Origin of the sequence: Jannaschia sp. Os4 (genome assembly GCF_016820245.1) — a bacterium.
Lineage (GTDB): Bacteria > Pseudomonadota > Alphaproteobacteria > Rhodobacterales > Rhodobacteraceae > Jannaschia.
This window is the reverse complement of the sequence record NZ_JAFCAR010000003.1, coordinates 641,144-666,695: the sequence shown is the minus strand read 5'-3', so window position 1 is coordinate 666,695 and position 25,552 is coordinate 641,144. Positions and strand designations below refer to the sequence as shown.

Annotated in this window: 23 protein-coding genes; 3 read left to right on the top strand and 20 right to left on the bottom strand. The window is 73.1% G+C overall.

Features of this window, described 5'->3' with window-relative positions:
• Positions 1-104: 104 nt before the first annotated feature.
• The 5 genes from JQC91_RS08300 to JQC91_RS08280 form a co-directional block, all read right to left on the bottom strand.
• Positions 105-416: a hypothetical protein gene (locus JQC91_RS08300; RefSeq protein ID WP_203286332.1), complete on the bottom strand. Its 312-nt coding sequence runs from the start codon at positions 414-416 to the stop codon at positions 105-107.
• Positions 403-1,485, bottom strand: coding sequence for a glycosyltransferase family 4 protein (locus tag JQC91_RS08295; RefSeq protein ID WP_203286331.1), 1,083 nt, complete (start codon positions 1,483-1,485; stop codon positions 403-405). The genes JQC91_RS08300 and JQC91_RS08295 overlap by 14 nt, the downstream gene beginning before the upstream one ends.
• A 45-nt stretch (positions 1,486-1,530) precedes the next feature.
• Positions 1,531-2,694: a hypothetical protein gene (locus JQC91_RS08290; protein ID WP_203286330.1), complete on the bottom strand. Its 1,164-nt coding sequence runs from the start codon at positions 2,692-2,694 to the stop codon at positions 1,531-1,533.
• Between the two features lie 113 nt (positions 2,695-2,807).
• Positions 2,808-4,433 carry a hypothetical protein gene (locus JQC91_RS08285; protein ID WP_203286329.1) on the bottom strand — a complete coding sequence of 542 codons (1,626 nt, stop codon included), beginning with the start codon at positions 4,431-4,433 and terminating at the stop codon, positions 2,808-2,810.
• A 61-nt stretch (positions 4,434-4,494) separates the two neighbouring features.
• Positions 4,495-5,490, bottom strand: a complete 996-nt coding sequence (locus JQC91_RS08280; protein WP_203286328.1) for an NAD-dependent epimerase/dehydratase family protein — start codon at positions 5,488-5,490, stop codon at positions 4,495-4,497.
• A gap of 731 nt (positions 5,491-6,221) precedes the next feature.
• Here JQC91_RS08280 and JQC91_RS08275 point away from each other — a divergent pair.
• Positions 6,222-7,598, top strand: a complete 1,377-nt coding sequence (locus JQC91_RS08275; protein WP_203286327.1) for a glycosyltransferase — start codon at positions 6,222-6,224, stop codon at positions 7,596-7,598.
• 53 nt (positions 7,599-7,651) lie between these two features.
• Here JQC91_RS08275 and JQC91_RS08270 read toward each other — a convergent pair whose 3' ends face one another.
• From JQC91_RS08270 to JQC91_RS08230, 9 genes are all read right to left on the bottom strand, one after another.
• The gene (locus JQC91_RS08270; protein ID WP_203286326.1) at positions 7,652-8,680 is read right to left on the bottom strand and encodes an ABC transporter ATP-binding protein; all 1,029 of its coding nucleotides are present in this window, start codon (positions 8,678-8,680) and stop codon (positions 7,652-7,654) included.
• A complete protein-coding gene (locus JQC91_RS08265) occupies positions 8,677-9,906 on the bottom strand; it encodes a hypothetical protein (protein WP_203286325.1) in 1,230 nt (409 codons plus the stop codon). Before JQC91_RS08265 ends, JQC91_RS08270 begins: the two co-directional genes overlap by 4 nt.
• Positions 9,903-11,114: a carbohydrate ABC transporter permease gene (locus JQC91_RS08260; protein ID WP_203286324.1), complete on the bottom strand. Its 1,212-nt coding sequence runs from the start codon at positions 11,112-11,114 to the stop codon at positions 9,903-9,905. The genes JQC91_RS08265 and JQC91_RS08260 overlap by 4 nt, the downstream gene beginning before the upstream one ends.
• Entirely contained in the window at positions 11,111-12,400 is a 1,290-nt protein-coding gene (locus tag JQC91_RS08255) for a sugar ABC transporter permease (RefSeq protein WP_203286323.1), read from the bottom strand. Before JQC91_RS08255 ends, JQC91_RS08260 begins: the two co-directional genes overlap by 4 nt.
• A gap of 53 nt (positions 12,401-12,453) precedes the next feature.
• Positions 12,454-13,788: an extracellular solute-binding protein gene (locus JQC91_RS08250; RefSeq protein WP_203286322.1), complete on the bottom strand. Its 1,335-nt coding sequence runs from the start codon at positions 13,786-13,788 to the stop codon at positions 12,454-12,456.
• Positions 13,785-14,852 (bottom strand): LacI family DNA-binding transcriptional regulator, encoded by a 1,068-nt coding sequence (locus tag JQC91_RS08245; RefSeq protein WP_203286321.1) that lies wholly within the window; start codon positions 14,850-14,852, stop codon positions 13,785-13,787. The genes JQC91_RS08250 and JQC91_RS08245 overlap by 4 nt, the downstream gene beginning before the upstream one ends.
• A gap of 93 nt (positions 14,853-14,945) precedes the next feature.
• Positions 14,946-15,854 (bottom strand): MBL fold metallo-hydrolase, encoded by a 909-nt coding sequence (locus tag JQC91_RS08240; protein ID WP_203286320.1) that lies wholly within the window; start codon positions 15,852-15,854, stop codon positions 14,946-14,948.
• Positions 15,855-15,873: 19 nt separating this feature from the next.
• Positions 15,874-16,332 (bottom strand): DUF6691 family protein, encoded by a 459-nt coding sequence (locus JQC91_RS08235; protein WP_203286319.1) that lies wholly within the window; start codon positions 16,330-16,332, stop codon positions 15,874-15,876.
• A gap of 7 nt (positions 16,333-16,339) precedes the next feature.
• Positions 16,340-16,786 carry a YeeE/YedE family protein gene (locus tag JQC91_RS08230; protein WP_203286318.1) on the bottom strand — a complete coding sequence of 149 codons (447 nt, stop codon included), beginning with the start codon at positions 16,784-16,786 and terminating at the stop codon, positions 16,340-16,342.
• Between the two features lie 70 nt (positions 16,787-16,856).
• Between JQC91_RS08230 and JQC91_RS08225 the strand changes: the two genes are divergently transcribed.
• Positions 16,857-17,225, top strand: a complete 369-nt coding sequence (locus JQC91_RS08225; RefSeq protein WP_203286317.1) for a metalloregulator ArsR/SmtB family transcription factor — start codon at positions 16,857-16,859, stop codon at positions 17,223-17,225.
• A gap of 36 nt (positions 17,226-17,261) precedes the next feature.
• Here the strand turns inward: JQC91_RS08225 and JQC91_RS08220 are convergent, their stop codons facing one another.
• Genes JQC91_RS08220 through JQC91_RS08210 form a run of 3 tightly spaced genes read right to left on the bottom strand, consistent with a single transcriptional unit; the run spans position 17,262 to position 21,319 of the window.
• On the bottom strand, positions 17,262-19,559 hold the full coding sequence (locus tag JQC91_RS08220; RefSeq protein WP_203286316.1) for a xanthine dehydrogenase family protein molybdopterin-binding subunit: 2,298 nt from the start codon (positions 19,557-19,559) through the stop codon (positions 17,262-17,264).
• Positions 19,560-19,562: 3 nt separating this feature from the next.
• Positions 19,563-20,600, bottom strand: a complete 1,038-nt coding sequence (locus JQC91_RS08215; RefSeq protein WP_203286315.1) for an FAD binding domain-containing protein — start codon at positions 20,598-20,600, stop codon at positions 19,563-19,565.
• On the bottom strand, positions 20,597-21,319 hold the full coding sequence (locus JQC91_RS08210) for a (2Fe-2S)-binding protein (RefSeq protein ID WP_203286314.1): 723 nt from the start codon (positions 21,317-21,319) through the stop codon (positions 20,597-20,599). Before JQC91_RS08210 ends, JQC91_RS08215 begins: the two co-directional genes overlap by 4 nt.
• A gap of 212 nt (positions 21,320-21,531) precedes the next feature.
• On the opposite strand from JQC91_RS08210, the gene JQC91_RS08205 reads away from it, so the two are divergent.
• On the top strand, positions 21,532-22,500 hold the full coding sequence (locus JQC91_RS08205; protein ID WP_203286313.1) for an alpha/beta hydrolase: 969 nt from the start codon (positions 21,532-21,534) through the stop codon (positions 22,498-22,500).
• Here JQC91_RS08205 and JQC91_RS08200 read toward each other — a convergent pair.
• From JQC91_RS08200 to JQC91_RS08190, 3 genes are read right to left on the bottom strand one after another with little or no spacing between them, the layout of a single operon-like run.
• Positions 22,497-23,606 (bottom strand): CoA transferase, encoded by a 1,110-nt coding sequence (locus JQC91_RS08200; RefSeq protein ID WP_203286312.1) that lies wholly within the window; start codon positions 23,604-23,606, stop codon positions 22,497-22,499. The genes JQC91_RS08205 and JQC91_RS08200 overlap by 4 nt on opposite strands.
• A complete protein-coding gene (locus JQC91_RS08195) occupies positions 23,603-25,096 on the bottom strand; it encodes a tripartite tricarboxylate transporter permease (protein ID WP_203286311.1) in 1,494 nt (497 codons plus the stop codon). The genes JQC91_RS08200 and JQC91_RS08195 overlap by 4 nt, the downstream gene beginning before the upstream one ends.
• On the bottom strand, positions 25,096-25,551 hold the full coding sequence (locus JQC91_RS08190; protein WP_203286310.1) for a tripartite tricarboxylate transporter TctB family protein: 456 nt from the start codon (positions 25,549-25,551) through the stop codon (positions 25,096-25,098). The genes JQC91_RS08195 and JQC91_RS08190 overlap by 1 nt, the downstream gene beginning before the upstream one ends.
• Between the last annotated feature and the right edge of the window lies 1 nt (position 25,552).

Genomic DNA, 25,552 nt, shown 5'->3' with positions numbered 1-25,552 from the left:
GCGTCGCCGGGCGGCCCACGGCTAGGCAGGTTCGAGGAGGCCTCTTGCGATGCGGCTCGGTCCGTCGACATGTCCACCACGCGTGCTCGCCCGCCGCGGCGGCATCACTCCGGGGTTCCGTCGAGGGCGGCGCGGTCGCGGCGATACTGCTCGACGAGGGCGTCGACGTCGCAGGTGCCCGCCTCGTGCTGCGCGATCAGGGTCCGGGCCAGCCGGCGCTCGGGGCTCGCGCGCTCGCGGAGCAGGGCCGACTCGGCGATGGCCCTGGCCCGGCGGAGCTGGGTCCGCAAGGCCGCGGTCCGGTCCGTCTCGGGACGGGGCGGGGCCTTGGGGCGCAGCGCCTCGAGGAAGCGGTCGAGCGGACCTTGGTCGAACCGGGCCGCGCGGGCGGCGATCTGGCGGTCAGCCGCGGACATGGCGGTCCTCCTTCGTGCCCTCGTCAAGAAGCGACCTGTAGAGCGGCAGGTAGCGTTCCGCGACGATCGTTCCCCAGTCGAGGCGGCGGGCCGCCTCGAAGTTCCGCTCGCGCACCTGCGGGTCCGCCACGGTGTCGACCTGCGGCAGCACGGTCGCGCGGAACGACGCCGGATCGTTCGCGAAGAAGGTCGCCGCGATGCCACTGTCGGCGGCGCTGCGGCGCAGGCCCTCGGTGTCGCTGGCGAAGATCCGCAGCCCGCTCGCGCCCGCCTCCAGCAGCTTGAGGGCGGGGGCGGTCTCGTACTGGCCGCCCGGGACGTAGCACAGCGCGCCTTGGTACTGGCCCATCCGGCCCATCAGGCGCCGTTGCGGGACCAGCCCGAGGAAGCGGATGCGATCGCCCGCCCTCTCCTGCGCGAGGCGCTCGAGGGTGGCGACGTAGTCGGCGGGGCCCGCGCCGAAGACGTCGAGGGACACCGGTACGTCCGACGCGGCCACGAGCGCGCCGAACGCCTCGATCAGACCCTCGAGCTGGCGGCGCGGATTGAGGGAGCCGACGTAGACGAAGCGGCGCAATGGCAGCAGCCGCCGGGCCGCGCCCTCGCGCGCCAGTCCCGCGTCGAGCCCGGGCGGGACCACGACATGCGGAAGGTCGCCCGGTCCGAAATGCGTGGGAAGGCTGTCGGACACGTGGGTGCATAGGGCATCCCAGTAAGCGATCATGCGGCGCGCAGACGCCTGCTCGGCCGGGTCGATCGGCACGTCGGAGAGCCGGGGCGTCCGGACGTCCATGACCCAGCGGGGCCGTTCGTCGCTGAGCATGCGGTGGCGGTACGCCATCTCCGCCATCCGGGTCGAGAAGGTGTGCACGATGTCCGGTCGCCAGTCCGCGATCATGTCGAAGACCTTAGCCAGTTGGGCCTCGCGGGGGAGGTCCGCGACCGTGTAGATCGGCACGTCGGGGTTGCGGAACACGACCTGCGGGGGCGTGGACGTCTCGATGAACTGGAGGACGCGGACGGACGCGTGCGACGTCGCCGCGCTCGGGACGCGGTAGGACGAGTTCATCCCAAGCGTGCCGAACCGATCACGGAGGAGATAGAGCGCCCGCATCTAGACGCCGATCAACGCCACCGGGGCGCGGCTCCCTAGCTGTCGTGCCCGGTCGATGAGCGTACGGGCATAGACCCTCGGTGCTTCGGTCTTGTCCGGGCGCGGTCCCCGTGCGCCGACCGCGACGACCCGTGCGAAGACGTCGACGTTCACAGTCCGAGGATTGGCGAGATGGAAGCGCGGAGCCGGCGCGCCGGTGGAGTAGAAGAACGTGCACGCCACACCCGAAATACGGTGGAGATTGGCGGCCTCGGTGCGGTTGATCTTGGCGTCGAACTCGGCGTTCGCGACGAGATGCTCGGGCGCGGGGCCTCCACCGGACGGATCGGACGCGACGACATGGTCCGGATCGAGATGCACGGCCGCCTCGGGGAACGCCTTCGCCAAGGCATGCCGAGGATCGTGCGCGAGGAGCGCACGGGCCGTTCGCAACGCGCCCGGCGCCGTCGCCCCGTGGGCAGTGGCGCGGATCTCCCCCTCGGGCACGACGGTCGCGAGCCCCGCCAGCGGGTTGGAGGAGAGTAGCCGTTCGCCGAGCCGCCTCGACGTGACGACGGGGAGCCCGGTCGCGGCCATGCGCGCCCGCTGCGTCGCGACGACGATCTCATCAGTGCCCAACGGTAGTTCAGCGACGGTCGCGTGGCGGTGGGCGAGCGGCTGGAGGAGGTCGAGCGGAAGTAGCCCGATCGCGCCGCGCCGGACTCCCTCGGGCGCCTTCGACACGGTCGCCGGCAGCATCTCGTAGCGCGTGTCGACCAAGGTGGGCATCCTGTCCGGATCGGTGAACCCGGCCCTGTCCAGCACGTCCGGGTCGCGAAGGACCGCAGTCATCTCGTTGCAGATCACGCCCTCGGGCGGGCGCGCCTTCGCCAAGGCGAAGGGGTTGGTGCCTTCCGGCGCAAGGAGCACCGGAACGGTCTGCACCTCCGCTTCCGGAAGGTCGCGCCGGACCCGCTCCGCGACCGTCGGGTCCGTGCAGAGGATCCGGCCGAACAAGCCGAGGACCGGGGCGAACGCCTCGTAGTGACGCATCGACAGCGTGAAGAGGAAGACCCGCCGATGGTCCGGAAAGGTCTGGACGAGCCGCGTCAGGGCCGCGCGCTTTTCGGGATCCTGCGCGTACCAGCGCCAGCGGTCCTCCGTCGGTCGGTAGCAGCTTTCCACGATTACACCGAATGGGTTCGACCCCTGAAACTCGACGCACCACGACAGTTCGCGCCGAGTTCGGTCCCCGAGGATCCCGCAGAGGGAGAGGGACGGAAGTCGCAGGGGCGGCTTCATAGCATCGCGTCCCGCAGGACGGGCTCGAGGTTCCCGACCGAGATCGACTTCGACTGGATCATGTTCGAGGGCTGGCGCCACGTGTGCTTGGTGAGGTCCGCGGACCGACGGACGACCATGTCGAACACGTCGTGGATCAGGACGCGCGCATCCGGATCGCCCGCGGCGGCCCGGTGATAGAACGCGGTGTCGGCCGAACCGATGTTCGTTCCGCTCAGGCCATGCCTCAGCCAGAACTCGCGTGTCCCCGAATGCGTATTCCCGGTGATCCGGATCGTCCCGTCCGCGACCTCCGCGGCCGTGCCGACGGAATACTCTTGACCAAAGGTCGCGTTCCTGAGGTGGACCGAGTCGTCCTCCTCGAACCAGTAGAAGCCCGGCGGCTTGCCGAAGATGTCCGCCCCGACGTATTGGACGAGGCCCATCATCCGCGACACGTAGCGCGGGCCATAGAGGTCGTCGTCGTCCACCTTGACGAAGTAGGGCGTCCGCGCGTCGAGGATCGCCCGCTCGATCACGTCGCCGACCGTCTGCTCGCGCGGCAGCCACGTGATCGCGCCGCCCGCGCCCTCCACCCTGTCCCGCACCTCCGCGGATGGCGGCACGTCCGAGTGCAGGCAGATCGAGAGGGACAGGTCGGGATAGTCCTGGGACTCGAAGGTGCGCACGATCGTCTCGACCAGCTCCGCGCGGTGCGTGGGCGAGACGAGGGTGACGGCGAAGCCCCCGGGCCAGCGGTCGCCGCCGTCGACCAACTCCGCCGCGCGACCGAGCGCCGTGACCGCGCAGTGCGCGGCGACCACGCGGTCCCATGCCTCGCCGACCGCGCGGCGGACGCGATGGTCTCCGCCCGCGACGGCCGCCAGCCATACGGCCAGCTCCCCGTCCCCCTCCATGTCCGCGGCCCGCGCGACCGGCAGCCCCAACGCGCGCGCGGTCGCGACGGCTCGCGGCGGCGCGTCCGCGGCGGCGAGCACCGCCCGCCCGAGCGCAAGGCGCGCCTCCCCGGACGACACGCGCCAGCCAAGCGGCACCGCGCCGTCCACGCCGTCGGAACCCGTTCCGAGCACGATCAGGACGGCCTCGCTCTCCGGATGGACCACGCGCCGCGTAGGATTGATGTCGACCAAGTCCAAGAGCACGTCGCCGACGACGAGGCCACGCCCTCCGTCCTCCTCCGCCGCCGCCGCAGGCGGTGCCCCGTCCCGCGAGAGGGTCATGCGGACCCATCCCTCCGGCACGTCCGCGACCGGCGCGTCGGCGTGCTCGACGACGATGCCCCTGGAGCATCCGGCGACGGCCGCGCGGAGGCGCTCCGGCGCGGGGTCCGTCGCGAGCACGACGCGCAGGGCGGGCGCTTCGTCCGCGGCGCCCTCTCGATGCTGCCGTGCAGCGATCGTGCGGAACGCGTCCGCCCAGCCGGGCGCGGCTCCCTCCTCGTCCCCGACGATGCGCACGTCCAGCGGCGGGAGCAGCATGTCGAGCCGCGGCGGCCGTCTCCGTGTGCCCTCCCTCGGCGCGAGATCCGCCGCCGCGACGGGGCGCAGGCGGTCGGGCACCGGCGCGTCGGCGTCGCGGTCGGCGCGCCCGAATGCGCGCTTGAGACGTTCGAGGATCGACATCGCGTCAGGCCCTCGCCTTCGCGAGGCACCAGCGGGAAGACGGCTGCGTCATGGGGCCCTCCTAGTCCGCATGTGCGACGAACCAGTCGAACGTGCGGGCGAGCCCGTCCTCGAGCGACGTCCGCGGGGTCCAGCCCAGCCGCTCCCGCGCCTTGCGGGTGTCCGAGAAGTTGCGGAGGACGTCGCCCTGCCGCGGCGGCTCGCGCTCGATGCCGACCACGGCGTGTCCGCGCGACTCGACGACCGCCGCGAACGCGTCGGCCAGTTCGTTGACGGTGGTCTCCTTGGCGCTCGCGATCTGGAAGATCTCCCCGCCGATGTCCGGCGTCTCCGCCGCCGCGAACAGGGCGTCGAGCAGGTCGCCGAGGTAGATGAAGTCGCGGGTCTGGGTCCCCGCCCCGAAGATGCGGACGGGGCGGCCTTCGATCACGGCGCCGCAGAACTGCGCCACCACGCTCGTCTTGTGACCCGACCCCGGCCCGTAGACGTTCCCGAACCGCAGGGCGACGGTGTCGATCCCGAACGTCCTCGCATACGCGGAGCAGTAGCCTTCGCCGGCCAGCTTGCTCGCCCCGTAGGGCGAGACCGGGCGGGGCGCCATCTCCTCGTGGATCGGGGGCGTCACCTCTCCCGCCGGCGCGCCGGAGGACGCCATCACGAACCGCGGGACGCCGCCGCTGCGGGCCGCCTCCAGCATGTTGAGGGTGCCGACGACGTTCGTCAGGCAGTCCATCATCGGATCCGCGACCGACGGCGCGACCCCCGTGTTCGCGGCGAGGTGGACGATCACGTCCGCCCCCTCGCACGCGGCGCGGCAGGCCGCGGCATCCCGGATGTCGCCGCGCGCGAGACGGATCCCGGGCGCCCACCCGCCGGACGCCACGTCCTCCGGGGTGGCCGCGTCCGACCCGTCCAAGCCGATCGCGCCGGGCTTCCCGACGGACAGGTCGTCGAGCACCCGGACGCAGACGTCCGGATCCCTGCGGAGAAGCTCCCCGATCAGCGCGGCGCCGATGAAGCCGCATCCACCTGTGACGAGCCAACGGCAACCGTCCATGATCTACACCCCGTCGTCCCTGCCCTCCCCGCGCGTCGGCGAGGTCGGCGTGGGACTTGCCTCTGACCGGATGGGCACCATCGACACGCGGGCCCTGACCTTTACGTACCTGCGCCCCCAAGGGGGTGGGACACGCCGGTGCGCTCGAAGGAAGGCACCCGTCACGTGTTCGCCCGCAGCCCGCTATCGCACGGCATCCTCGAGCGGAAGGGCCGTCGATGCGCTGCGAAATCGATGGTGACCGGGGCGCATCGTGACCTCCGCCTTGGCCTCGGCGTCGACGGACCGCCTCTCTGGCCGGCGGATGCCGTCGACCGCCACAAGGCCGTGCGGATACCGAGGACGAGGCCTGCCGGACGACGCGACGCCATCGTCTCCGCCAGCCACAAGCCTCTTGCGGCAGGCCCGTTCCCCGAGCGTCCACCCGGTCGCTAGGGCCCCGCCGCTCACCTTCGTCGACAGGCCGAGATGGGCGAGGGCGTCCGACCGTGACCCGTCGGCTGCGATCGCACGGTCGGCGCTCGGCGATCGGGGCCGACCCGCCCCTCGTGGCCTTGCGGCCTTGGCGGCGGGACAGTATTCGACCACACGATCTTTCCGGCACCGTCGGGATGCAGTCGAGCCCCCAACGGCCGGGCTTGCGGCGATCGAGGCCTCCGATGCACGCTCAGGGAGGCGGGAGCGCCGCGCGTGCGGCGCCAACGTCCGGATCGAGACAGGATGCCTTCTCCATGAAAGATGAGCCCCGCGCGAAGGCGGTGCGGACCGGGCAAGGCGATCCGGCCGATCAGCTGTTCGAGATGCGGGAGCGGATCCGAAGGAAGGACCGGCTCATCGGGGATTTGCGGGACCGTCTCCAAGTCATCAAGACGCGGAACGCCCGCCTCGACGAGAAGGCGCGGCAAGCGGACGGGCAGCCGAGGCCGCCTGCGGACGATGCGCTGGACTTCTTCTCGAGGTCGATGATCGAGAACGCGGCGCGGCTGCTCGCGGCGCACGAGCGGGCCGGGAGCCCCGGATACGACCTCGTGATCGCCCACGAGCTTCGCCTGAGCGGCTACGCCGGCCTGCGGCTCGCCTCGCTCTCGGACGCGCGCATGACGATGCTGGACTCGGTGGAGCACCTCCGCATGTCGGAGAAGTCGTCGATCCGCCTGCGCGAGCGGGCGACGGCCGACCCGCTCGGCACCTCGCTGCTCGAGAACATGCTGGTCGACATCGCCGGCCGGTACGACCGGGTGTTCACGACGAGCCCGGGGCAGTCGGCGACGCTGAGGCAGGCCGGGATCGCGCGGGACGTCGGCGAGCTGCTGAACTGCCGCACGGACGTCGCGGACCGCCCCTCCGACGATCTCCGGTCGGCCGTGGACGCACGCGACGGGGACGTCGTGATCGTCTACAACAACAACGCCTACGAGGGGGCCGGCCTTCCGGAGTGCATCCGCGCCCTCGGGCACCTGCCGGATCACGTGAAGCTCGTGGTGCTCGGCAACGTCTACGCCGACATCGAGGACGCCTTGGACCAGCTCGACGGGTCGGCTTGGCGGGACCGGTTCGCCACCGTCGATCCCGTGCCGCAGTCGCGACTGCTGGACGTCTTGGCGGGAGCGGACGTCGCGATCATCCCCTTCGACGGGGCGAACGCGAACCTTCGGACCTCGCTGCCGAACCGGGTCTTCGAGAACATCGCGGCCGGGAACAGCATGGTGGCGGTCAGCGGGACCGAGACGGGGACGTTCGTGGGCTCGAACGTCGTCGGCACGCTCTCGCCCTCGCTGGACCCGCGGGACCTCGCCGAGGCGATCGGGAAGGAGCTCGCGATCGTCGGCGCGGGCGGGCGGGCGGACGCGCTCGCAGATGCCCGGTCGCGGTTCACGTGGGAGCGGGAGTTCGAGAAGGTCCGGTCGGCGATGGACGGCCGCGGCCTGAAGCGCGTCGCCTACGTCGCGTGCAAGGACATCTCGCGGAACGATCGGATCCGTCGCTCGCTGGCCTCCTTGCGGAACGACGGGATGGAGGTGACCCTCTATTCCTACTCCCCGTCCGACGCGCAGATCCTGTCAGGCATCGACGGCCTGAGGCGCCTGCAGCTCCTGCGGGGCGAGTAGGCCCGTCTCCGGCCGGACCGCGTCGGGGCCCGTGCGTCCGGGCGTGGCGCGCCTCACCCCGGGCCGGACACCGCCAAGCCGGCGGCGTCGAACGCGTGCAGCGCCGACCGGGGCGCGTCGAGCGAGACCGCCGCGCCGGGCGCGAGATCGACCTCGCCGGGCACCCGCGCGGTGATCCGCCCCGCCGCGCCGCAATCCACGATGACGAAGGTGTCGGCGCCGAGATACTCGACGAGGTCGACCTCCCCCGCCAAGGGTCCGTCGCCTCGCGCCACGAGGCGAAGGTGCTCGGGCCGCACGCCGAGCGTGGTCGCGCCGGCGGGCGCGGGCAGGTCCGGCGCGGCGCCCGCGGGAAGGACGTTCATCTTGGGCGAGCCGATGAACTGCGCCACGAAGAGCGAGCGCGGGTTGGCGTAGAGCTCGCGCGGCGTCCCGACCTGCGCGATGCGGCCGGCCTCCAGCACGACGATCCGGTCGGCCAGCGTCATCGCCTCGATTTGGTCATGGGTGACGTAGATCATCGCCGTGCCGAGCTGCCGGTGCAGCTTCGCGATCTCGTAGCGCATCTCCACGCGCAGGGCGGCATCGAGGTTGGACAGCGGCTCGTCGAACAGGAACGCCACCGGCTCGCGCACGATGGAGCGCCCGATGGCGACCCGTTGGCGCTGTCCGCCCGAAAGGTCCTTGGGCCGCCGGTCGAGCAGCTCCTCGAGGCGCAGGGCGCGGGCCGCCTCGTCCACGCGCCGCGCGATCTCCTCCTTGGGCAGGCCGGCGGCGCGGAGCGGGAAGCCGACGTTCTCGCGGACGGACAGGTGGGGGTAGAGGGCGTAGGACTGGAACACCATCGCGAGGCCGCGCCTGGACGGCGGCTCGGCCGTGGCGTCGCGCCCCTCCACGAGGATCTGGCCCCGCGACGTCTCCTCGAGCCCCGCGATCATCCGCAGCAGCGTGGACTTGCCGCAGCCGGAGGGGCCGACGAAGACGCAGAACTCGCCGGGCTGGACCGCGAGGTCCACGCCCTTGATCACCTGCGCCTCGCCGAACCACTTCTCGACGCCGACCAGCTCCACCTGCGCGGTCATGCCGTCCCTCCCCGTCCCGCCCAAGTCAGCCAGATCGCCGCCGTCCACGTGAAGTGTTGGCCGCCGCAGGGCGTGCCGTCGACGGGGTCGAAATACTCGTTGAACCCGCCCCGCTCGATCAGAGCGGCCGTGTCGGTCCGCAGACGCTCGGCCCGCGCCTCGTCCAGCCCCATCGCGATGAGCGCGTTGAGGAACGGCCACGCCGGCCCGCGCCAGTAGCGGCGCGGCTCGAAGCCCTGCGCCTCGGGGTCCGAGGAGGGGATGCCGTAGCGCACGGCGTCCCACACCCGGTCCAGATGCGCCTCGAGCTCCGGGCGTCCGGCACCGGCGAGGAAGGCCAGCATCGCGCCGGACCCCAGGATGCCCGCGAAGGTCCCGGTGCGCATGTCACGCGCGTCGTAGGCGCCGAGCGTCTCGTTCCAGATGACGTCGCATCCGGCGCGGAGGCCGGGCGCCCAGCCGTCGATCTCGGACACGTCCTCGCCCAAGGTCCGGCCGAGCGCGGCGAGGTCCGCGTTCGCCCGCATCAGGATGAAATGCGTCCCCGGGTCGGCCATCAGGAAGGGCCCCTCGTCGACGATGGCGCGGTGGTCCCACCCGCTCGCCCGCCCCCATTCCACCAAGGCCATGTAGCGGTCGTACTCTGCCTCGGTCGGTCGCATGGAAGCGTCCACGTGGCCCGTGTCCCGCCGCTCGTAGGGCGCGACCCCCGAGCCGTCCACGTTCGCAAGCCCCACGTCCCAGTCCGGGCAGTTGTCGCGTCCCGACTCCCACGGGTGGGTCACGCAAGCCACGCCGTCCCGGACCCGGTGCGCCATGAACCAGCGGTGCCAGTCCCGCAGCTTGGGCCAGAGCGCCGCGAGGCGGTCCCGGTCGGGCGCGAGTTCGTGAACCCGGCGCGCCATGGTCGCCGCCACGGGCGGCTGGGTGATGCCGGAGGAGGCGGGCGTGGTCCCGGAGCCCCACATGTCGGGGCCGGGGAAGTAGCCCGGATCGGGCCGGTGGAACAGGATGTGCGGCACCATCCCGTCGGCCCATTGTCCCGCGCAGAGGGTCTCCAGCTCCGTCCACGCGCGCGGCCCGTCGAAGGTGGCGAACCCCCACGCCGCGAAGGCCGAGTCCCAGTTCCACTGGAACGGATACAGCCCCTCCGTCGGCACCGTGTAGCCGCCCCGGTCGTTGCCGCGCAGGATCGCGCGGGCGCGCTCGTCTAGGTCCATCGTCATCCCTTCACCGACCCGGCCGCGAGGCCCTTGGTCATGAACCGCTCCAGCCCGAGGAACAGCGCCATGATCGGCACCGTGGCGATCACCGATCCCGCCATCAGGTGCTGGCGCGGGATCTCGGAGGAGTTGAGCGCCGCGATCCCCCGCGTCAGCGTGAACTTCGACGGGTCGTCGAGCAGCATGAAGGCCAGCAGGAACTCGTTCCACGCGATCATGAACACGTAGAGCGAGACGCTCGCCAGCGCGGGCAGCGACAGCGGCAGGGTGATCTTCCAGATCACCGCGAGCCGAGAGAGGCCGTCCATCAGCCCCGCCTCCTCCACCTCGGCGGGCAGGCCGCGGAAGTAGCCCTGCAGCATGTAGAGCGCGACGGGGATCGTCGTGACCGGGTAGATCAGGAGGATGCCCACGTAGGTGTTGCGCAGCCCCGTGACCGAGAAGGCGATGTAGATCGGCAGGGCCAAGACGATCATCGGCACCATGTAGATCAGCAGGATGCCCCGCGAGAACGCCGCCTGCCCTTTGAATCGCAGGCGCGCGACCGCGTAGGCGCCGGGGATCGCGAAGAGCAGCGTGACCAGCACCGTGACCACGCTGATCCCGAAGCTGTTGAGGAGGTAGAGGCCGAAGTCGAACTGCGTGAACAGCTCCTCGTAGGAGCGGAACAGGTCGCGGCCCTTCGACAGGTCGATCCCGAAGTCGAGCGGGTTCGCCACCTGCTCGGCCCGCGTCTTGAACGAGGTCATCAGCATCACCCAGAACGGGATCGCGACGATGGCCGTGAAGAAGATGTAGCCGAAGCCCGTCAGGAAGCGGATCACGCTCGCCTCGAAGGGGTGGCGGTCGTTCGGGCCGGGCGCGAGGCCGCGCAGCGTCGGCGCGAGCGCGGCCCACGCGGCGACGGCCACCACGACCCCGACAATGGTGCGTGCGATCGGCCCCACCTCCGGCCCGGGCGCCACGGGGCCGAGGCCGAGGACCGTGAGCAGCCCGATGGGGAGGCCCACGGCGAAGGACGGCCAGAACCCCGTCCCCCGCAGCAGGACCGGCCCTGCGGCCGCGCCGATCAGCAGCGCGAGCCACAGCACCGGGCGGCAGGCCGCCCCGGTCGCGAAGGACAGCGCGACGGCGACCGTCACCGCGAGGACCGCCATCCACGCGGCCCCCAAGAGGGCGGCCGCCACGTCGCCGCGCCGCAGCACGCTCACAGCCCCTCCTCCCGGCTGATGAAGCGGAAGAACAGCGCCGAGAACGCCAAGAGGCAGGCGAAGATCACGACGGCCACCGCCGCCCCCGCCCCGATGTTCGAGATCGCGAAGGCCTGCTCGTAGACGTTGACGGTCAGCGTCCGGGTGCCCGCGCTGCCCCCGGTCAGCAGGAAGATGTCGTCGAACTTGTTGAAGGTCCAGATGAACCGCAGCAGGAACAGGACCGACAGGATGCCGAGGAGCTGCGGCAGGCTGAGCCACGCGAACTGCTGGAACGGGGACGCCCCGTCCATGTCGGCGGCCTCGTACATGTCCTGCGGGATCGACTGCATCCGCGCGAGGATGAACAGGAACGACAGCGGGAAGTAGCGCCAGATCTCGAACACGGTCACCATGATCAGCGCTAGCGGCCGCTCCCCGAAGAAGTTGATCGCCTCCGTGGTCACGCCCATCCGGATCAGCAGCGCGTTGGCCGAGCCGGAGAACGGGTCGAACAGGATGATCCACGCGAAGGCCACCGCGATCACCGGCGCCACGTAGGGGAAGAGGTAGAGCCCGCGCAGGAGGCCCTGCCCCCGGAACGACTTGTCCAGCAGCAGGGCGGCGAAGAGGCCCATCGCAATGGCGCCCACGGTGCCCACCACGGTGTAGAACGCCGTCGCGTAGAGCACGTCCAAGAACTCCCGCCCATCGAAGATGCGCGCGAAGTTGGCGAGCGTGAACGTCCCGTCGGTCAGCACCGAGGAGGCGGAGGCGGTCGTCGCGGGCGCGCTGTCCTGCACGCGCAGGCCGAGGACGAAGGCGTCCGTGGCCGTCGCCGGTATCTCCAGCGTCTCGCGCCACCCGCCCGGCACGTCCCCGAAGGCGCAGGACAGGCGGCCGGCCTCGACCGCGCAGGGCTCGGGCAGGTCGCCCAGCGCCAGCCCCGGCGGCAGCACGTCGGTCAGGGAGACGTCGCGCAGTTCCCGGTCCGGGGAGGAGTTGCGCAGGCGGAACCGCCACGTGCCCGCGTCCCCCGGCGCATCGATCCGGCGGAGGTCCTCGCGCAGCACCAGTTCCGGCGCGCGCAGGTCGGACAGCTGCACGGGCTTCACGCTGATCCAGAAGATCGCGAGCAGCGGCAGGATCACGACGCCCGAGACGATCAGGATCGTCGGCAGCAGCAGCCCCCACGCCAGCCGCGCCTCGCCCCGCGCGAGCGGGCCGCGCCCCGTGGGCGCGGCAGGCGGCGCCACGTCCGCCGGGGTGGCGGAGACGGGCGCGTCGGGGGCGGATCGGTCGGTCATATCGGCATGCCGTCATCCCCGGGCTCGACCCGGGGATGACGTCCCTCAGGAGATCACTCGACCCCGGCGATCGCCTCGTTGAGCGCGGCCACGGCCGCCGCGCCCTCGATCTCCCCATCGATGTACTGGCGCACGACGCGGTTGATCACTTGGCTGTTGATGACCTTGGACGCGGTGGCCAGCTGTCCCTCGGACACGCCCCAGCGCTGCGCCACGTCGAGGCCGCCGACGATGTCCTCGATCACCGCCGCGTCGTAGAGGTCGCCCAGCGGCGCCCGCCGGTCGACGCCCACGTCCAGCGTGGCCCAGAGGTCGGTGAAGGCCGTCGCGCTCTCGCCGTCGCCGCGGCGGACGGGGAACTTGCCCTCGGGCGCGATGGACAGCGTCGCCTCGTAGCCTTCGGACATGGAGTACTCGACGAACTCCATCGCCGCTTCGGTCGAGGCGTCCGACGTGATGCCAAAGTAGCGGATGTCGCCCCACGCGGCCCCGTCCGGGTTCGAGGGCCCGGCGAAGTTGGTGACGATGCCGGTCCGCGACGCGAGGTCCGACGAGGTCGGATCGTCGTTGATCGTGGGCGGCGCCGAGTCCCGCAGGCCCGCCAGCTCGTCGAGGATGAAGGGCGACCAGATGATCATCGCCGCGTTGCCCGAGAAGTAGAGCGTGCGCGACTGGTCCCAGTAGAGCTCGCCCTCGGGCGAGGCGTCGGCGATGGCCTTGTAGAAGTCGAGCACCTCCAGCGTCGGGCCCTCCTCCAGCGTGGCGACGCCGTCAGCGTCCACGATGCTCACGCCGTTGGCGAGGAACACGTGCTCCAGCACCTGTGACATGAAGTTCTCGTCGACCTTCGTGGCGGCGACGAAGCCGTACATCTCCGGCGGGTTGTGCAGCGCCTCGATGGCGGCCAGCACGTCGGCGTAGCTGTCGGGCGCCTCCAGACCGGCCTCCTCGAACAGGTCCTTGCGGTAGACAATCATCTGCGTCCATCCGTCCACCGGGACCGACGCGTAGCCCCCGTCCACGGCCGCCAGCGACAGCGCGCCCTCCGAGAAGGTGTCCGCCCCGAGGTTCTCGATCACGTCCGTGGCTGCGTCCGTGTCGAGGATGCCCGCCTCGGCCCAAGGCAGCGCATACTGGAGCGTGTGGTAGATCACGTCCGGCAGGTCGCCCGCGGCGAAGGCGGCGGTGGCGCGGGTGCCGAGGTCCGACTCGGTCACCGGGATCACCTCGACCGTGTGGCCCGACGCCTCGGCGAAGGCGGCCGCCATCTCCTCCTGCTTGGCGAGGCGCTCCGGCTGCTCCTCCGTGGTCCAGAAGCGCAGGGATTCGGCCTGCGCCGCCCCCATCGTCAGCGCCAGCGCGGTGCCGGCCATCAACAAGGTTCTCATGAGTCGCTCCTCCCAGTGGACTCGGTTGGCCCCGACCCGGCGGAGCCGCGGTCGAGGAATGTCGCGGGCGCGATCTCGCGGAGGGCCTCGGGGGCCTCCCCGCGCACGCGCCGGATCAGAAGGGCCGCGAGGCGCCGCCCGGCGGCGGCGTAGTCCACCGCCCACGTCGCCAGGGGCGGCTCGGCCCGCGCGCCGTCCGGGGCGCCGTCGTAGCCGATCACCGCGAGGTCGCGCCCCACGACGAGGCCACGGTCCGCCGCCGCCCGCCACAGCCCGAGGGCGGCGGCGTCGATGGCGCAGACGAACGCCGTGGGCGGCGACGGCCCGTCCAGCATCTTGGCGAAGGCCGCCTCCCCGCTCTCCCGGTCGATCGCCCCGTGGTGCACGTGCCCCTCCGCGACCGCCAGTCCGGCCTCCGCCATGCCGGCGCGGTAGCCGGCCTCGCGCAGGGCCTCGTAGGTGTGGGCGCGGCTGCCGCCGACGAAGGCGATCCGCCCGTGCCCGCGCGCGGCGAGGCGCAGGACGCTGCCCCGCATCGCCGCCTCCATGTCGATGTCGAACCACGCGCATCCATCGGGGTCGCCATGCCGCCCGAACAGCACGAAGGGCACGTCCGCCGCGCGCAGCGTCGCGACGCGCGGGTCCGTGACCCGCGTGCGCGGCAGCACGAACCCGTCCGCCTTCCGGTCCGACAGCAGGCGCTCGTAGGTCGCGACCGCGTCCCCCTCCGGCGCGCTGGCCACGGTCAGGGTCCATCCCTCCGCCGCCGCCCCGTCCGACAGGCCCGCGAGGAACTCCGCGAGGAAGGGACGATAGGCGTCGTGCGTGCCGGTCTCGATCACGAGGCCCAAGGCGCGGCACCGTCCGGTCCGGATCGCCTGCGCCGAGCCCAGCGGACGATAGCCCAGCCGCTCGGCGGTCCGCATCGCGCGCAGGCGCGTCGCCTCGGCGATGTCCGGATAGCCGTTCAGCGCGCGGCTCACCGTTCCTTTGGAGACCCCCATGACGGCGGCCACCTCCGCGATGGTCGCACGCCTCGGTCGAACTGATTCATGGGGCCCCATGCCCTGAGCCTTGTTGCCGAAACCGGTTTCGGCAAGCCTCTTGAAGGCGGGGGCCCGCCTCCCGTCGGGCGGGCGGCAGGGCGCGGCCGGCGATCAGAAGCGGTCGGCCGGGATCTTGAGGTAGCGGTTCCCGTCCGCCTCGGGCTCTGGCAGGGCGCCGCCGCGCAGGTTGACCTGCAGCGCATGCAGCATCCGGTCCGGCAGGCCGAGCGTGGCGTCGCGCTCCTCGCGGGTGGCGATGAAGGCGGCGCGGTCGGTGCCTTTCCGGACGTGCCTGTTGCGCTCGAGGTGCTCGGCCACCGTCGCCTCCCACATCGGCGCGTCGCGGTCCTTCGTCCCGTAGTCGTGGCCGACGAAGACGCGCGTCCGCGGCGGCAGGGCGAGGATGGCTTGGATCGAATCCCACAGGTCCGCCGCGCTGCCGCCAGGGAAGTCGGCCCGGCTGGAGCCCATGTCGGGATACATCAGCGTGTCGTGCGCGAAGGCCGCGTCGCCCATGACGTAGGTGACCGATCCCAGCGTGTGGCCGGGCGAGAGCATCACGCGGACGCGCAGCGTGCCGACCTCGAAGGTGTCGCCGTCGGCCAAGAGCGCGTCGAACCGCGCGTCGACGTCGAAGGCGTCGGGCTCGTTGTAGTAGCCCCGCCAGAGCGCCGCGATGTCGCGGACCTTCTCGCCGATGGCGCAGGGCAGGCCGGTGCGTTCCTTCAGCCACGCCGCGGCCATCAGGTGGTCGGCGTGGGGATGGGTGTCGAGGATGCGCGCGAGCGCGAGGCCCTCGCGCTCCGCCAAGGCCAAGAGCGCCTCCGCGCTCTCCGTGGAGGTCCGCGCGGCGGCGGGGTCGAAGTTCAGCACCGCGTCGATCACCACCGCCTGCTTGGTCTCGGGGCAGGCGGCGACGTACTGGACCGAGCCGGTGTCCGCCTCGTAGACGCCCCACACGTCGGGCGAGCCGGGCCCGGACGAGGGCGAGTGACGGGTCAGGTGCTGGTGGTCGGCCACGGGCGGATCCTCCGGTCGGTCAGGGTCGGGACGGGGCGGCGTGGAACGCGGGCAGCCCCTTCGCCCGCCCGCCCAGCCAGAGGCCGAGCAGCATCGCGGGTAGGAAGGCGAGCGTGCCCGGCGCCATCAGCGGCAGCGCGGTCCACGCGGGGCCGGGGCAGAACCCGCCGATCCCCCAGCCCATGCCGAAGAGCGCCGCCCCGGAGAGCAGGGGCGCGTCGATCGCCTGCGTGCGCGGCACGTCGAACGCGGGCATCGCGAGGGGACGGGCCCGCCGCCACGCGAGGCGGTAGCCGACGAAGGTCGTCGCCGCCGCCCCGCCCATGACGAAGGCGAGGCTCGGATCCCATGCGCCCAGCACGTCGAGGAAGTTCAGCACCTTCGCGGGATCGCTCATGCCGGACACGACGAGGCCGATGCCGAAGACGAGGCCCGCGAGGGCGCCGAGCAGCGGGCGGAGGAGGACGAGGAGGGTCATGCGGGCCTCACAGGACGTGGCGCAAGACGAGCACGGTGGCGGCGGCGAAGGCCATGAAGGTCAGAACCGCGGCGAGCGAGCGGACCGACAGCCGCGCAAGCCCGCAGACACCGTGCCCCGAGGTGCACCCCGACCCGAGCGCGGTCCCCACCCCCACGAGCAGGCCCGCGACGGCCATGCCCGGAAGGTTGCCCGACACCGTCTGCTGGACCGACGCGCCGGTCGCGGCGGTCACCGCGAGCGGCGCGGCGAGGAGGCCCGCCACGAAGGCGATCCGCCAGCCCCAGTCCCCTGCCCCGTCCACCGGCGTCATCCCGAGCGCGCCGCGCGACACGCCCGCGATCCCGGCGATCCGGCCGAACAGGGCCATCACCATCACGGCGCTCAGGCCGATCAGCACCCCGCCGGCCAAGGAGGCGAAGGGGGTGAACTCGGTCGGGACGACGGGCGGCATGGGGCATCCTCGCGGAAGAGGGGGGCGCCGATGGCTTGGCACCGACGGATCGCGGCCCTAAATGTTAGAGATGACTGATTTAGTCAATGCTAATGTTTTCGCCGGCTCCGACGCCGGCCCGATGGCGGCGCTGGAGCAGCGCGCGCAGCACGTCGCCTCCCGCCTCGCCGAGGCGGCGAACCCGAAGCGGCTGCTGATCCTGTGCCACCTCGCGAAGCGGCAGGCGGACGCCCCGGAGGGCGCCGACGGCGAGGCGTCCGTGGGCGAGCTGCAGGCCGTCGTCGGGCTGTCGCAGTCCGCGCTGTCGCAGCACCTCGCGCGGCTGCGGGCCGCCGGGATGGTCGCCACGCGGCGCGACGGCCTCGTGATCCACTACCGCCTCGCCGACGACGAGACCCGCGCCCTGATGCGCGCCCTCTACGAGACGTTCTGCGCCTAGCGGACCTCCCGCGCGCCGCACGACGCCGCCCGCCGCTCAGGAGGCGAGCACGTGCTCCATCCGGATGGGCGCCTCGCGCAGGCGGATGCCGGTCGCGTGGTGGACGGCGTTGGCGATGGCGGCGGCCATGCCGGTGATCCCCAGCTCGCCCACGCCCTTGGCGCCGAGCGGGTTGATGTGGCGGTCCTCCTCCTCGACGATGATCGCCTCGACCGACGCGATGTCCGCGTTGACCGGCATGAAGTACTCGCCGAGGTCGCTGTTGACGTGGCGCGCGTAGCGGTGGTCGAGCTCGGTCGCCTCGTGCAGAACGGAGCCCACGCCCCAGATCATCCCGCCCGTCAGCTGGCTGCGCGCCGTCCGCTCGTTCATCACGCGCCCGAAGGCGAAGGCGCCGACCATGCGGGGGACGCGGATCTCGCCGGTCAGCGCGTGCACCGCCACCTCGACGAAGTTCGCGCCGAAGGCCGCGCGGGCGAAGTCCTCGGTCAGGAAGCCCAACTGCGTGGCCGCGCCCGAGCGGTAGAACTCGCGCGTCTCCGACAGGGCCACGCCGCTGGGCACCCACTGGCCCCGCATCTCGATGATGCCGAAGGGCACGGTCGCCATCGCCTCGCGCAGCGGAACGGCGCGGTCGCCCGCGACCGCTCGCCCGTCGGTCAGTCGAACCGATGCCGCATCCGCGCCCTCGAGGGCGCCGCCGGGCCGGGTCACGACGCGGGCCACCTCCTCGCGCACGCGGCGGCAAGCCTCCAGCACCGCCGAGCCGATCCCCGCCGTCTGCGTCGAGCCGCCCGCCACCCCGTTCACCGGCAGGTCCGACGACCCGACCTCGACGCGCACCGACTCCATCGGCACGCCCAGCTCGTTCGCCGCGATCTGCTGGAAGATGGTGTACGTGCCGCCGCCCAGCTCGCAGGCCGCCGCCGACACCCGCACCGACAGGTCCGAGCCGAACCGCACCTCGGCGGTCGCGGGCTTGGTGTAGGTCGGGTAGATCGCCGAGGCGACGCCCTGCCCGAAGAGCCAGTCGCCCCGCCGCTGCGCGCGCGCCTCCGCCGGGCGGTCGGCCCAGCCGAAGGCGTCGGCCCCGCGCCGCAGGCACTCGGCCAGCCCGTGGGAGGTCCAAGGCAGCCCATCGACCGGCTCGCCGCCCGCCGCGTCCGACGCGAGCCGCAGCTCGACCGGGTCCACCCCCGCCGCGACCGCCAGCTCGTCCACCGCCGACTCGAGCCCGAACAGCGCGGGCACCTCGGCGGGCGCGCGCATGAAGCCCGGCGTGTTGACGTCCGTGCGAACGACGCCCTCCAGCCCGCGCAGGGCGGACCAGTCGTACATCCGCGTCGTCTGTTCGGTGCCGGGCAGGAAGAACGTGTCGAAGCGCGAGGTCTGGCTGTCCTGCCGGTGGTCCAAGGCGCTCAGGCGCCCGTCCTTCAGGCCCACGGCGATGGTCTGCGTGGTCTGGCCGCGGAACGATCCCACCGTGAACATCTGGTCCCGCCCGACATAGAGCTTCACCGGGGCCCCGAGGTCGCGCGCCGCCGCGGCCGCGAGGACCGTCTGGTGCAGCATCGTGCCCTTGGACCCGAACCCGCCGCCGACGTAGCGCGACACCACGCGGACCATCTCCGTCGGCACCCCGAACGCCTCGGCCAGCCCGGCCCGGAAGCCCGATACCCACTGTGACGGCACGTAGGCCGTCAGGATCCCGTTCCGCCACTCGGCGCCGGTGAAGTAGAGCTCGATCGGGTTGTGATGCTGCATCGGCGTCCGATACTCGGCGCGCACCACCGCGTCCGCCTCCGCCAGCGCCGCCTCGACGTCGCCCTTCAGGATCGGGACATGGGCGTCCTCGGGCAGCAGTTCCGGCGCCGGCGCGTCCGCCGCATGCATGCTCGCCACGGGCGACCCGGACGGCGCCACCTCTACGACGAGGCGGTCGGCGGCGAGGCGCGCGGCCTCGGGGGTCTCCGCGACCACCAAGCCAACGGTCTGCCCGGCGTAGGCGATCTCGTCGGTCTCCATCGGATCGCGGCTGCTCTGCATCGCGCCGCCGGCGAAGTAGGCCTTCGCCGCCCCGAGGCCCGGCATGTTGCGGTGGGTCAGCACCAGTCTGACCCCGGCCACCGCCAGCGCGGCCACGTCGTCGATCGCGGTGACGCGCCCGGTGGCGTGGGGCGTGGTGACGAGGCGGGCGAAGAGCGCGCCGGGCATCGGCTCGTCGGCGGCGTAGCGCGCGGTTCCGGTCACCTTGGCGCGGGCCTCGTAGCGGGGACGCCCCTCGCCGATCAGCGGGAGGTTCACGTCCGTGACGACGTCGTAGGTCTCGGCCATCTCTCAGCCCTCCAGCTTCGACAGGGTGGTCAGCGCGTGCACGATCACGTTGCGCCCCAGCGGCACCTTGAACGCGTTCGCCTCGTGGGTGACGGCGTCCGCGAAGGCCGCCTCGGCGGCGGCGCGCATCGTCTCCTCGGTCAGGGGGCCGCCGCGCAGGGCGTCCTCGGCCTCGCGCGCGCGCCACGGCACGGTGGCCACGCCGCCCAGCCCGATGCGGACGTCCGCGACCGTCCCGCCCTCCATCTCCAGCCCCACGGCGGCGGAGGCGTTGGCGAAGGCGTAGCTCTCTCGGTCGCGCGCCTTGATGTAGATCGACCGCGCCAAGGCGGGGGTCAGCGGCACGCGGAACCCCGTGATGACCTCGCCCGCGTCCAGCCGCGCGTAGTCGCCTTCGTTCGCCTTGTCGGCGGGCCGGACGTGCAGGTCGCCGAAGGGCATCTCGCGCGCGCCCTGCGGCCCGACGACCTCGACCACGGTGTCGAACGCCACGAGCCCTTGGGCGAAGTCGCCCGGATAGCTCGCCGTGTCCGCCTCCGTCGTGCCCAGCACCGCCGACAGGCGGGTGGGCTGCCGCACTGCGGTCAGGCGCCCGTCGCCGTAGGGGGTATTGCCGTAGGTCGGCACGTCGGCGGCCTCGCCCTCCACGAGCTCCAGCCAGTCGGGATGCCGGAAGTAGGTGTCGCGCGTCCGCTGCATGACGTTTCCGCCGAGGGTGGCCATGTGGCGCAATTGCTGCGTTGCGGCGAGCCAAAGGCTCTCCGACAGGACCGGCGCGCGCTCTTTCACGGCGGCGTCCTCGGCGGCTTGGCTCATAGTCGCGAGCGCGCCGAGCCGGAGCGTGTCGCCCTCCACCGCGATCTCCCGCAGGGCGGGATCCTCGAGGAAGGTGAGGTCGACGACGCGCTTGGGCCGGTAGACGCCCAGCTTCATCAGGTCGAGCATCGTGGTGCCGCCCGCATAGAGCATTGCGCCCTCCTCGGCGGCCATCGCCACGGCGTCGGACAGGGTGCGGGGGCGGTCGTAGGCGAAGGGGGTCATGCCTCGTCCTCCACCTGCTCGACGAGGCCGAGATGGTAGTCGGCGCGCGCGCCGCCCCCGTCCTGCGGGGTGCCTATCTCGGCCGTCGCGTCCATCACGGCGGCGACGATCTGCGGATAGGCGGCGCAGCGGCAGAGGTTGCCGGACATGTACTCGCGCACCTCCGCCTCCGAGGACGCGTGACCCTCGGCGATCACGGCGGCCGCGGACATGATCTGGCCGGGGGTGCAGTAGCCGCACTGGAACCCGTCCCGCTCGATGAAGGCGCGCTGCACCGGGTGGAGCCCGTCGGCCGTGGCGATGCCCTCGGCGGCGGCGGCGTCCGCGAGGCCCTCGATGGTCGTGACCTCGGCCCCCTCGAGCTGCGCGGCGAGGGTCAGGCAGGACAGGACCGGGCGCCCGTCGACATGCAGCGTGCAGGCGCCGCACTGTCCATGGCGGCAGCCGACCTTCGTCCCCGTGAGCCCCTCGCCCTCGCGCAGCAGGTCGAGCGCCGTGCGGCGGGGATCGACGGCGCGGGTGACCTCCGCGCCGTTGAGGGTGAAGGTGACCTCGACGAGGTCGCCCGGCGCCGCCCGCGGGGCCTCCTGCGCCGCGGCCTCCCCGGCGGCGAACTGCGCGGTCAGGCCGCCCGCCGCGGCCGCGGTCCCCGTCAGGAACCCCCGGCGGGACGGGGCGAGGCCCCGCTGTCCGTCATCGGATGCTCTTCTGCGCGTCATCGCGACCTCCTCGGCTGTTCGTCGGAGCGGCGCGCCGATGCCTTCGGGCACACGCGCCGGTTGATCTCGCCGACCGCTACGTAGGGTGCGCCCATCCCTCGTCCACGCGCCGCGGGGGGCGGGCGGCGGGACGGCGCCGAGGCCGGACGGCGGGTCCGGCCGGACGAGCGTTCGCGGGTGATCGCGCGGCGCGGACGTGGCATCGGGGACGCATGGACGTCGACCCCGCCGCGATACGCGCCGCAGCCCGCCCCGCCCCGGACTTCTTCGCGGGGTTCGAGGAGCGCGTGCATCCCCTCCCCGAAGGCCATGTCCGCTACCGCATCGGGGGGTCCGGGCCGCCGCTCCTGCTGCTGCACGGGCATCCCCAGACCTCCGCGATGTGGCACCGGGTGGCGCCCGCGCTGGCGCGCGGCCACACGGTGATCTGCCCCGACCTCCGGGGCTACGGGCGGTCGTGGGCGCCGCCGCCGCAGGAGGACCACGCGCAGATGTCGAAGCGCGCGATGGCCGGGGACCTGCTGGCGCTGATGGACGCGCTGGGAGCCGACCGCTTCGCCGTCGGCGCCCACGACCGCGGCGCGCGGGTCGGCCATCGCATGGCCGCCGACCACCCCGGGCGGGTGCGGATTCTGCTGACGCTCGACATCGCGCCCACGCGCGAGATGTACGCCGAGGGCGGGGCGGGCTTCGCGGCGGACTACTGGTGGTGGTTCTGGCTGATCCAGCCTTCGCCCCTCCCCGAGCGGATGATCTCGGCGGACCCCGACTGGTACTGGTGCCGCAAGTGCTGCACCTTCCCCCGGGGCGCGCCGTTCGCGGCGGAGGCGCTGGAGGAGTACCTCGCCTGCTGGCGCGAGCCGGCCACGGTGGCGGCGGCCTGCGAGGACTACCGGGCGGCGTGGACGGTGGACATCGCCCACGACGACGCCGAGCCGGGGCCGATGGACGTGCCGGTCCACGCGCTGTGGGCGGAGGAGGGCGCGGTCGGGCGCCATTTCGACCCCTTGGCGCTCTGGCGGCGGCGGGCGCGGACGGTGACGGGCCGGGCGATCCCCGGCGGCCACTTCCTCGCCGAGACGAACCCCGGCGCGGTCCTGTCGGAATGGGAGCCGATCCTGTCCGGCCTGCGCGCCCCGCCCCGGGCGCCGCGGACGCCGCCGCCCGCCGGTCCCGCCTAGGAGGCGTCGTCCGCCCCGCGCAGCACGAACGGGCGTCCGCCGCCCGGCCCGTCCGGGGTGCCGACCGGATGGGGGCGCCCGCCCGCCGCCTGCGCGGCCAGCGCCTCGGGCAAGGTGGCGACCCGCGCCGCCGGGACGCCCGCCGCGAGGAGGCGGTCCTCCCACGCGGCGGCGGACCGCGCGGCGAGGGCGGTCGTGATCGCGTCCGACAGGTCGGCGCGGTGCGCGTCGCGGGCCGCGGGGTCGGCGAAGCGCGGATCCTCCAGCCAGCCCGGCCGGTCGAGCGCGCGGGCCAAGCGGGCGAACTGCGCGGCCTCGTTGACCCCGAGGCTCAGCAGCCCGTCCGCCGTCGGGAACGTCCCCGCCGAAGGCGAGCGCGAGTTGGCCGCGTTCCCGCGCGGGCGCGGGGCGTTGCCGGTCAGCGCGTAGTCGACGACCGTCGAGCTCATCAGCGCCAGCGCCACGTCCATCATCGCGACGTCGACCTGCGTTCCCTTTCCGGTGCCCGCACGCCCGACGAGCGCGGCGCAGACCCCGAACGCGGCGGCGATGGCCGTGGCGTAGTCGATCACCGGGGCGCCCACGCGGGTCGGCCCCGTCTCGGCGGTGCCGGTCAGCGCCATGAGGCCCGAGGCGGCTTGGATGTTGACGTCGTAGGCCGGGGCGTCCGCCCGCGCGTGCCCCCGCCCGTAGCCCGTCATGGCGCAGTGGATGAGGCGGGGGTGGCGCGCGTGGAGCGCGGGCCAGTCGAGGCCGAGGCGGCGAAGGGTCGAGGGGCGGTGGTTCTCGACCAGCACGTCGGCCCCGGCCAAGAGGTCCTCCAGCGCGGCGCGTCCCGCCTCCGCCCCGAGGTCGAGGGCCACGTGCCGCTTGTGGGCGCTCTGGGTCAGGAAGGCGGTGGAGCGTCCGCGCGCGGCGCGGTCGGGATCGGTGCCGCCGCGATGGCGCATCGCGTCGCCGCGCCCGGGCCGCTCGACCTTGATCACGTCGGCGCCGAGGAGCGCGAGGTGGTAGGCGCAGGCCGGCCCCGCGAGGACGTGGGTGAAGTCCACGACCCGGACGCCCCGCAGCGGGCCGGGCCGCGTCTCGCCGCCCCACGCGGTCACGTCGGCCTCCCGTCCGGGAGGGACCGCCGCGCGCCCCGTGCCCGCAGCGCCAGCACCGCCGCCCCGAGCAGCAGGAAGCCCAGCGCGACGGGCCGCTGCAGGAAGATCGCCGCGCCGGCGTCCGAAAGCAGGAGCGACTGGCGCAGCGCCTGCTCCGCCCCGCCGGTCAGGACGAAGGCGATCACGAAGGCCGCCGGGTTCAGGCCCCAGCGCCGCATCGCCCAGCCCAGCGCCCCGGCCCCGATCGCGACCCACACGTCGAAGAGCGAGCCGCGCGCCGCGTAGGCCGCGACGATGCCGATCAGGAACACCACCGGGTAGAGGCCGCGCGCCGGGACGCGCGCGATGACGCGGCCCACGGCGGCGGCCCCGAAGTAGCCCATCAGCCCGTACATCGCGATGCCGACCAGCCCGGCGGCGAAGAGCGCGTAGACGAGGTCCCGGTTGGTGAGGAACAGGGTCGGGCCGATCTGGATGCCGTGGACGAGGAACACGCCCACGAGGATCGCCCCGATGGTCGAGCCGGGGATCCCCAGCGTCAGGAGGGGCGCCATGGACGGGCCGGAGACCGCGTTGTTCGCCGCCTCGGGGGCGGCCACGCCCTCGAGCGCGCCGTGGCCCCATTCCTCGGGGTTGGCCGCGCGGCGCTTGCCCTCGCCATAGGCCACGAAGGCCGCGATGGCGCTGCCCAGCCCCGGCAGCATCCCGATGAACGCGCCGATGACCGAGGAGCGGGCGACGTGCGGGAGGCAGGGGCGGTAGTCGGCCCATGTCAGCGTGTCGCGCGCGCCCCCGCCCTCCGCCACGCGGGGCGGGTCGGCGGGGCGCACCACCTGGGTCAGCACCTCGCCCAGCACGAACACCCCGATCATCAGCGGCACGAGGCCGAGGCCCCCGGTCAGGTCGTAGACGCCGAAGGTCAGGCGCGGGGTGCCGGTGATCGGGTCGAACCCCACCGTCGCCAGGAGGACGCCGAGCGCCGCCGACGCGAGCCCCTTCGCCGGGCTGTCCCCGATGACCGAGCCGATCACCACGAAGGCCGCCACGTAGATGCCGAACAGTTCCGGCGGCCCCAGCCGCAGCGCGACCCACGCGATCCCGCCCACGAAGGCGATCAGGAGGATGTCGCCCGTGTAGTCCCCGATCACCGACGACACCGTCGCGGTCTTCATCGCCTTCCCCGCGAGGCCGCGCCGCGCGAGCGGGTGCCCGTCGATCTGGGTCGCCGTGCTCGCGGCCGTGCCCGGCGTGTTGAACAGGATCGCGGCGATGGAGCCACCGTAGCGCCCCGACTTGCCGATCACGTAGAGGAAGGCGAGCGCCGCCAGCGGCTCCATTTGGAAGGTCAGCGGCAGCAGCATCGCGATCGCCGCCGAGGCGGTCAGGCCGGGGATCGCGCCCACGACCATGCCCACGAGCGCGGCGAGCGCGATCCAGCCCAAGAGGACGGGCGAGCCGAGGACCGTGGCGAGGCCGCCGACGATCTCCATCAGAGGGGCACCCAGTCGAGCAGGTCGAACCACGACCCCAAGGGCGGGAACACACCCAGCAGCCGGAAGAACGCGAGGTGCAGGGCGAGCGGCACGGCCACCGCCGTCGCGACCAGCCGCAGCGGCTTGCGCACGCCGAACAGCGCGAAGGCGGCGGGCGCGGCGAGCCCAGTGGCCAGCAGGTAGCCGATCCGGTCGATCCCGAGGACGTAGAGCACCGCCAGCGCGAGGAGCAGGACGACGCGCGCCTCCCCCGCCGCGCGGGGAGGGCGCGCGGCGGGGGAGGCGGCGATGGCGACCCCGGCGAGCGCGAGGGTCGCGGCGGCGAGCAGCGGGACGGTGCGGGGGCCCCACTCGCCGCCGGTCCAGCCTCCGATGGAGAGGGCGGCGAGCCCCCCCGCGACGCCCGCCGCGACGAGGGCGAGGCCGACGGGCCGGTTGGCGTCCTCCCCCATC

Coding starts and splice junctions, on each gene's coding strand:
- JQC91_RS08300 (WP_203286332.1), bottom strand. CDS start 416: ATGTCCGCGGCTGACCGCCAGATCGCCGCCCGCGCGGCCCGGTTCGAC.
- JQC91_RS08295 (WP_203286331.1), bottom strand. CDS start 1,485: ATGAACTCGTCCTACCGCGTCCCGAGCGCGGCGACGTCGCACGCGTCC.
- JQC91_RS08285 (WP_203286329.1), bottom strand. CDS start 4,433: ATGTCGATCCTCGAACGTCTCAAGCGCGCATTCGGGCGCGCCGACCGC.
- JQC91_RS08280 (WP_203286328.1), bottom strand. CDS start 5,490: ATGGACGGTTGCCGTTGGCTCGTCACAGGTGGATGCGGCTTCATCGGC.
- JQC91_RS08275 (WP_203286327.1), top strand. CDS start 6,222: ATGAAAGATGAGCCCCGCGCGAAGGCGGTGCGGACCGGGCAAGGCGAT.
- JQC91_RS08270 (WP_203286326.1), bottom strand. CDS start 8,680: ATGACCGCGCAGGTGGAGCTGGTCGGCGTCGAGAAGTGGTTCGGCGAG.
- JQC91_RS08265 (WP_203286325.1), bottom strand. CDS start 9,906: ATGACGATGGACCTAGACGAGCGCGCCCGCGCGATCCTGCGCGGCAAC.
- JQC91_RS08255 (WP_203286323.1), bottom strand. CDS start 12,400: ATGACCGACCGATCCGCCCCCGACGCGCCCGTCTCCGCCACCCCGGCG.
- JQC91_RS08250 (WP_203286322.1), bottom strand. CDS start 13,788: ATGAGAACCTTGTTGATGGCCGGCACCGCGCTGGCGCTGACGATGGGG.
- JQC91_RS08245 (WP_203286321.1), bottom strand. CDS start 14,852: ATGGGGCCCCATGAATCAGTTCGACCGAGGCGTGCGACCATCGCGGAG.
- JQC91_RS08235 (WP_203286319.1), bottom strand. CDS start 16,332: ATGACCCTCCTCGTCCTCCTCCGCCCGCTGCTCGGCGCCCTCGCGGGC.
- JQC91_RS08230 (WP_203286318.1), bottom strand. CDS start 16,786: ATGCCGCCCGTCGTCCCGACCGAGTTCACCCCCTTCGCCTCCTTGGCC.
- JQC91_RS08225 (WP_203286317.1), top strand. CDS start 16,857: ATGACTGATTTAGTCAATGCTAATGTTTTCGCCGGCTCCGACGCCGGC.
- JQC91_RS08220 (WP_203286316.1), bottom strand. CDS start 19,559: ATGGCCGAGACCTACGACGTCGTCACGGACGTGAACCTCCCGCTGATC.
- JQC91_RS08215 (WP_203286315.1), bottom strand. CDS start 20,600: ATGACCCCCTTCGCCTACGACCGCCCCCGCACCCTGTCCGACGCCGTG.
- JQC91_RS08210 (WP_203286314.1), bottom strand. CDS start 21,319: ATGACGCGCAGAAGAGCATCCGATGACGGACAGCGGGGCCTCGCCCCG.
- JQC91_RS08205 (WP_203286313.1), top strand. CDS start 21,532: ATGGACGTCGACCCCGCCGCGATACGCGCCGCAGCCCGCCCCGCCCCG.
- JQC91_RS08195 (WP_203286311.1), bottom strand. CDS start 25,096: ATGGAGATCGTCGGCGGCCTCGCCACGGTCCTCGGCTCGCCCGTCCTC.
- JQC91_RS08190 (WP_203286310.1), bottom strand. CDS start 25,551: ATGGGGGAGGACGCCAACCGGCCCGTCGGCCTCGCCCTCGTCGCGGCG.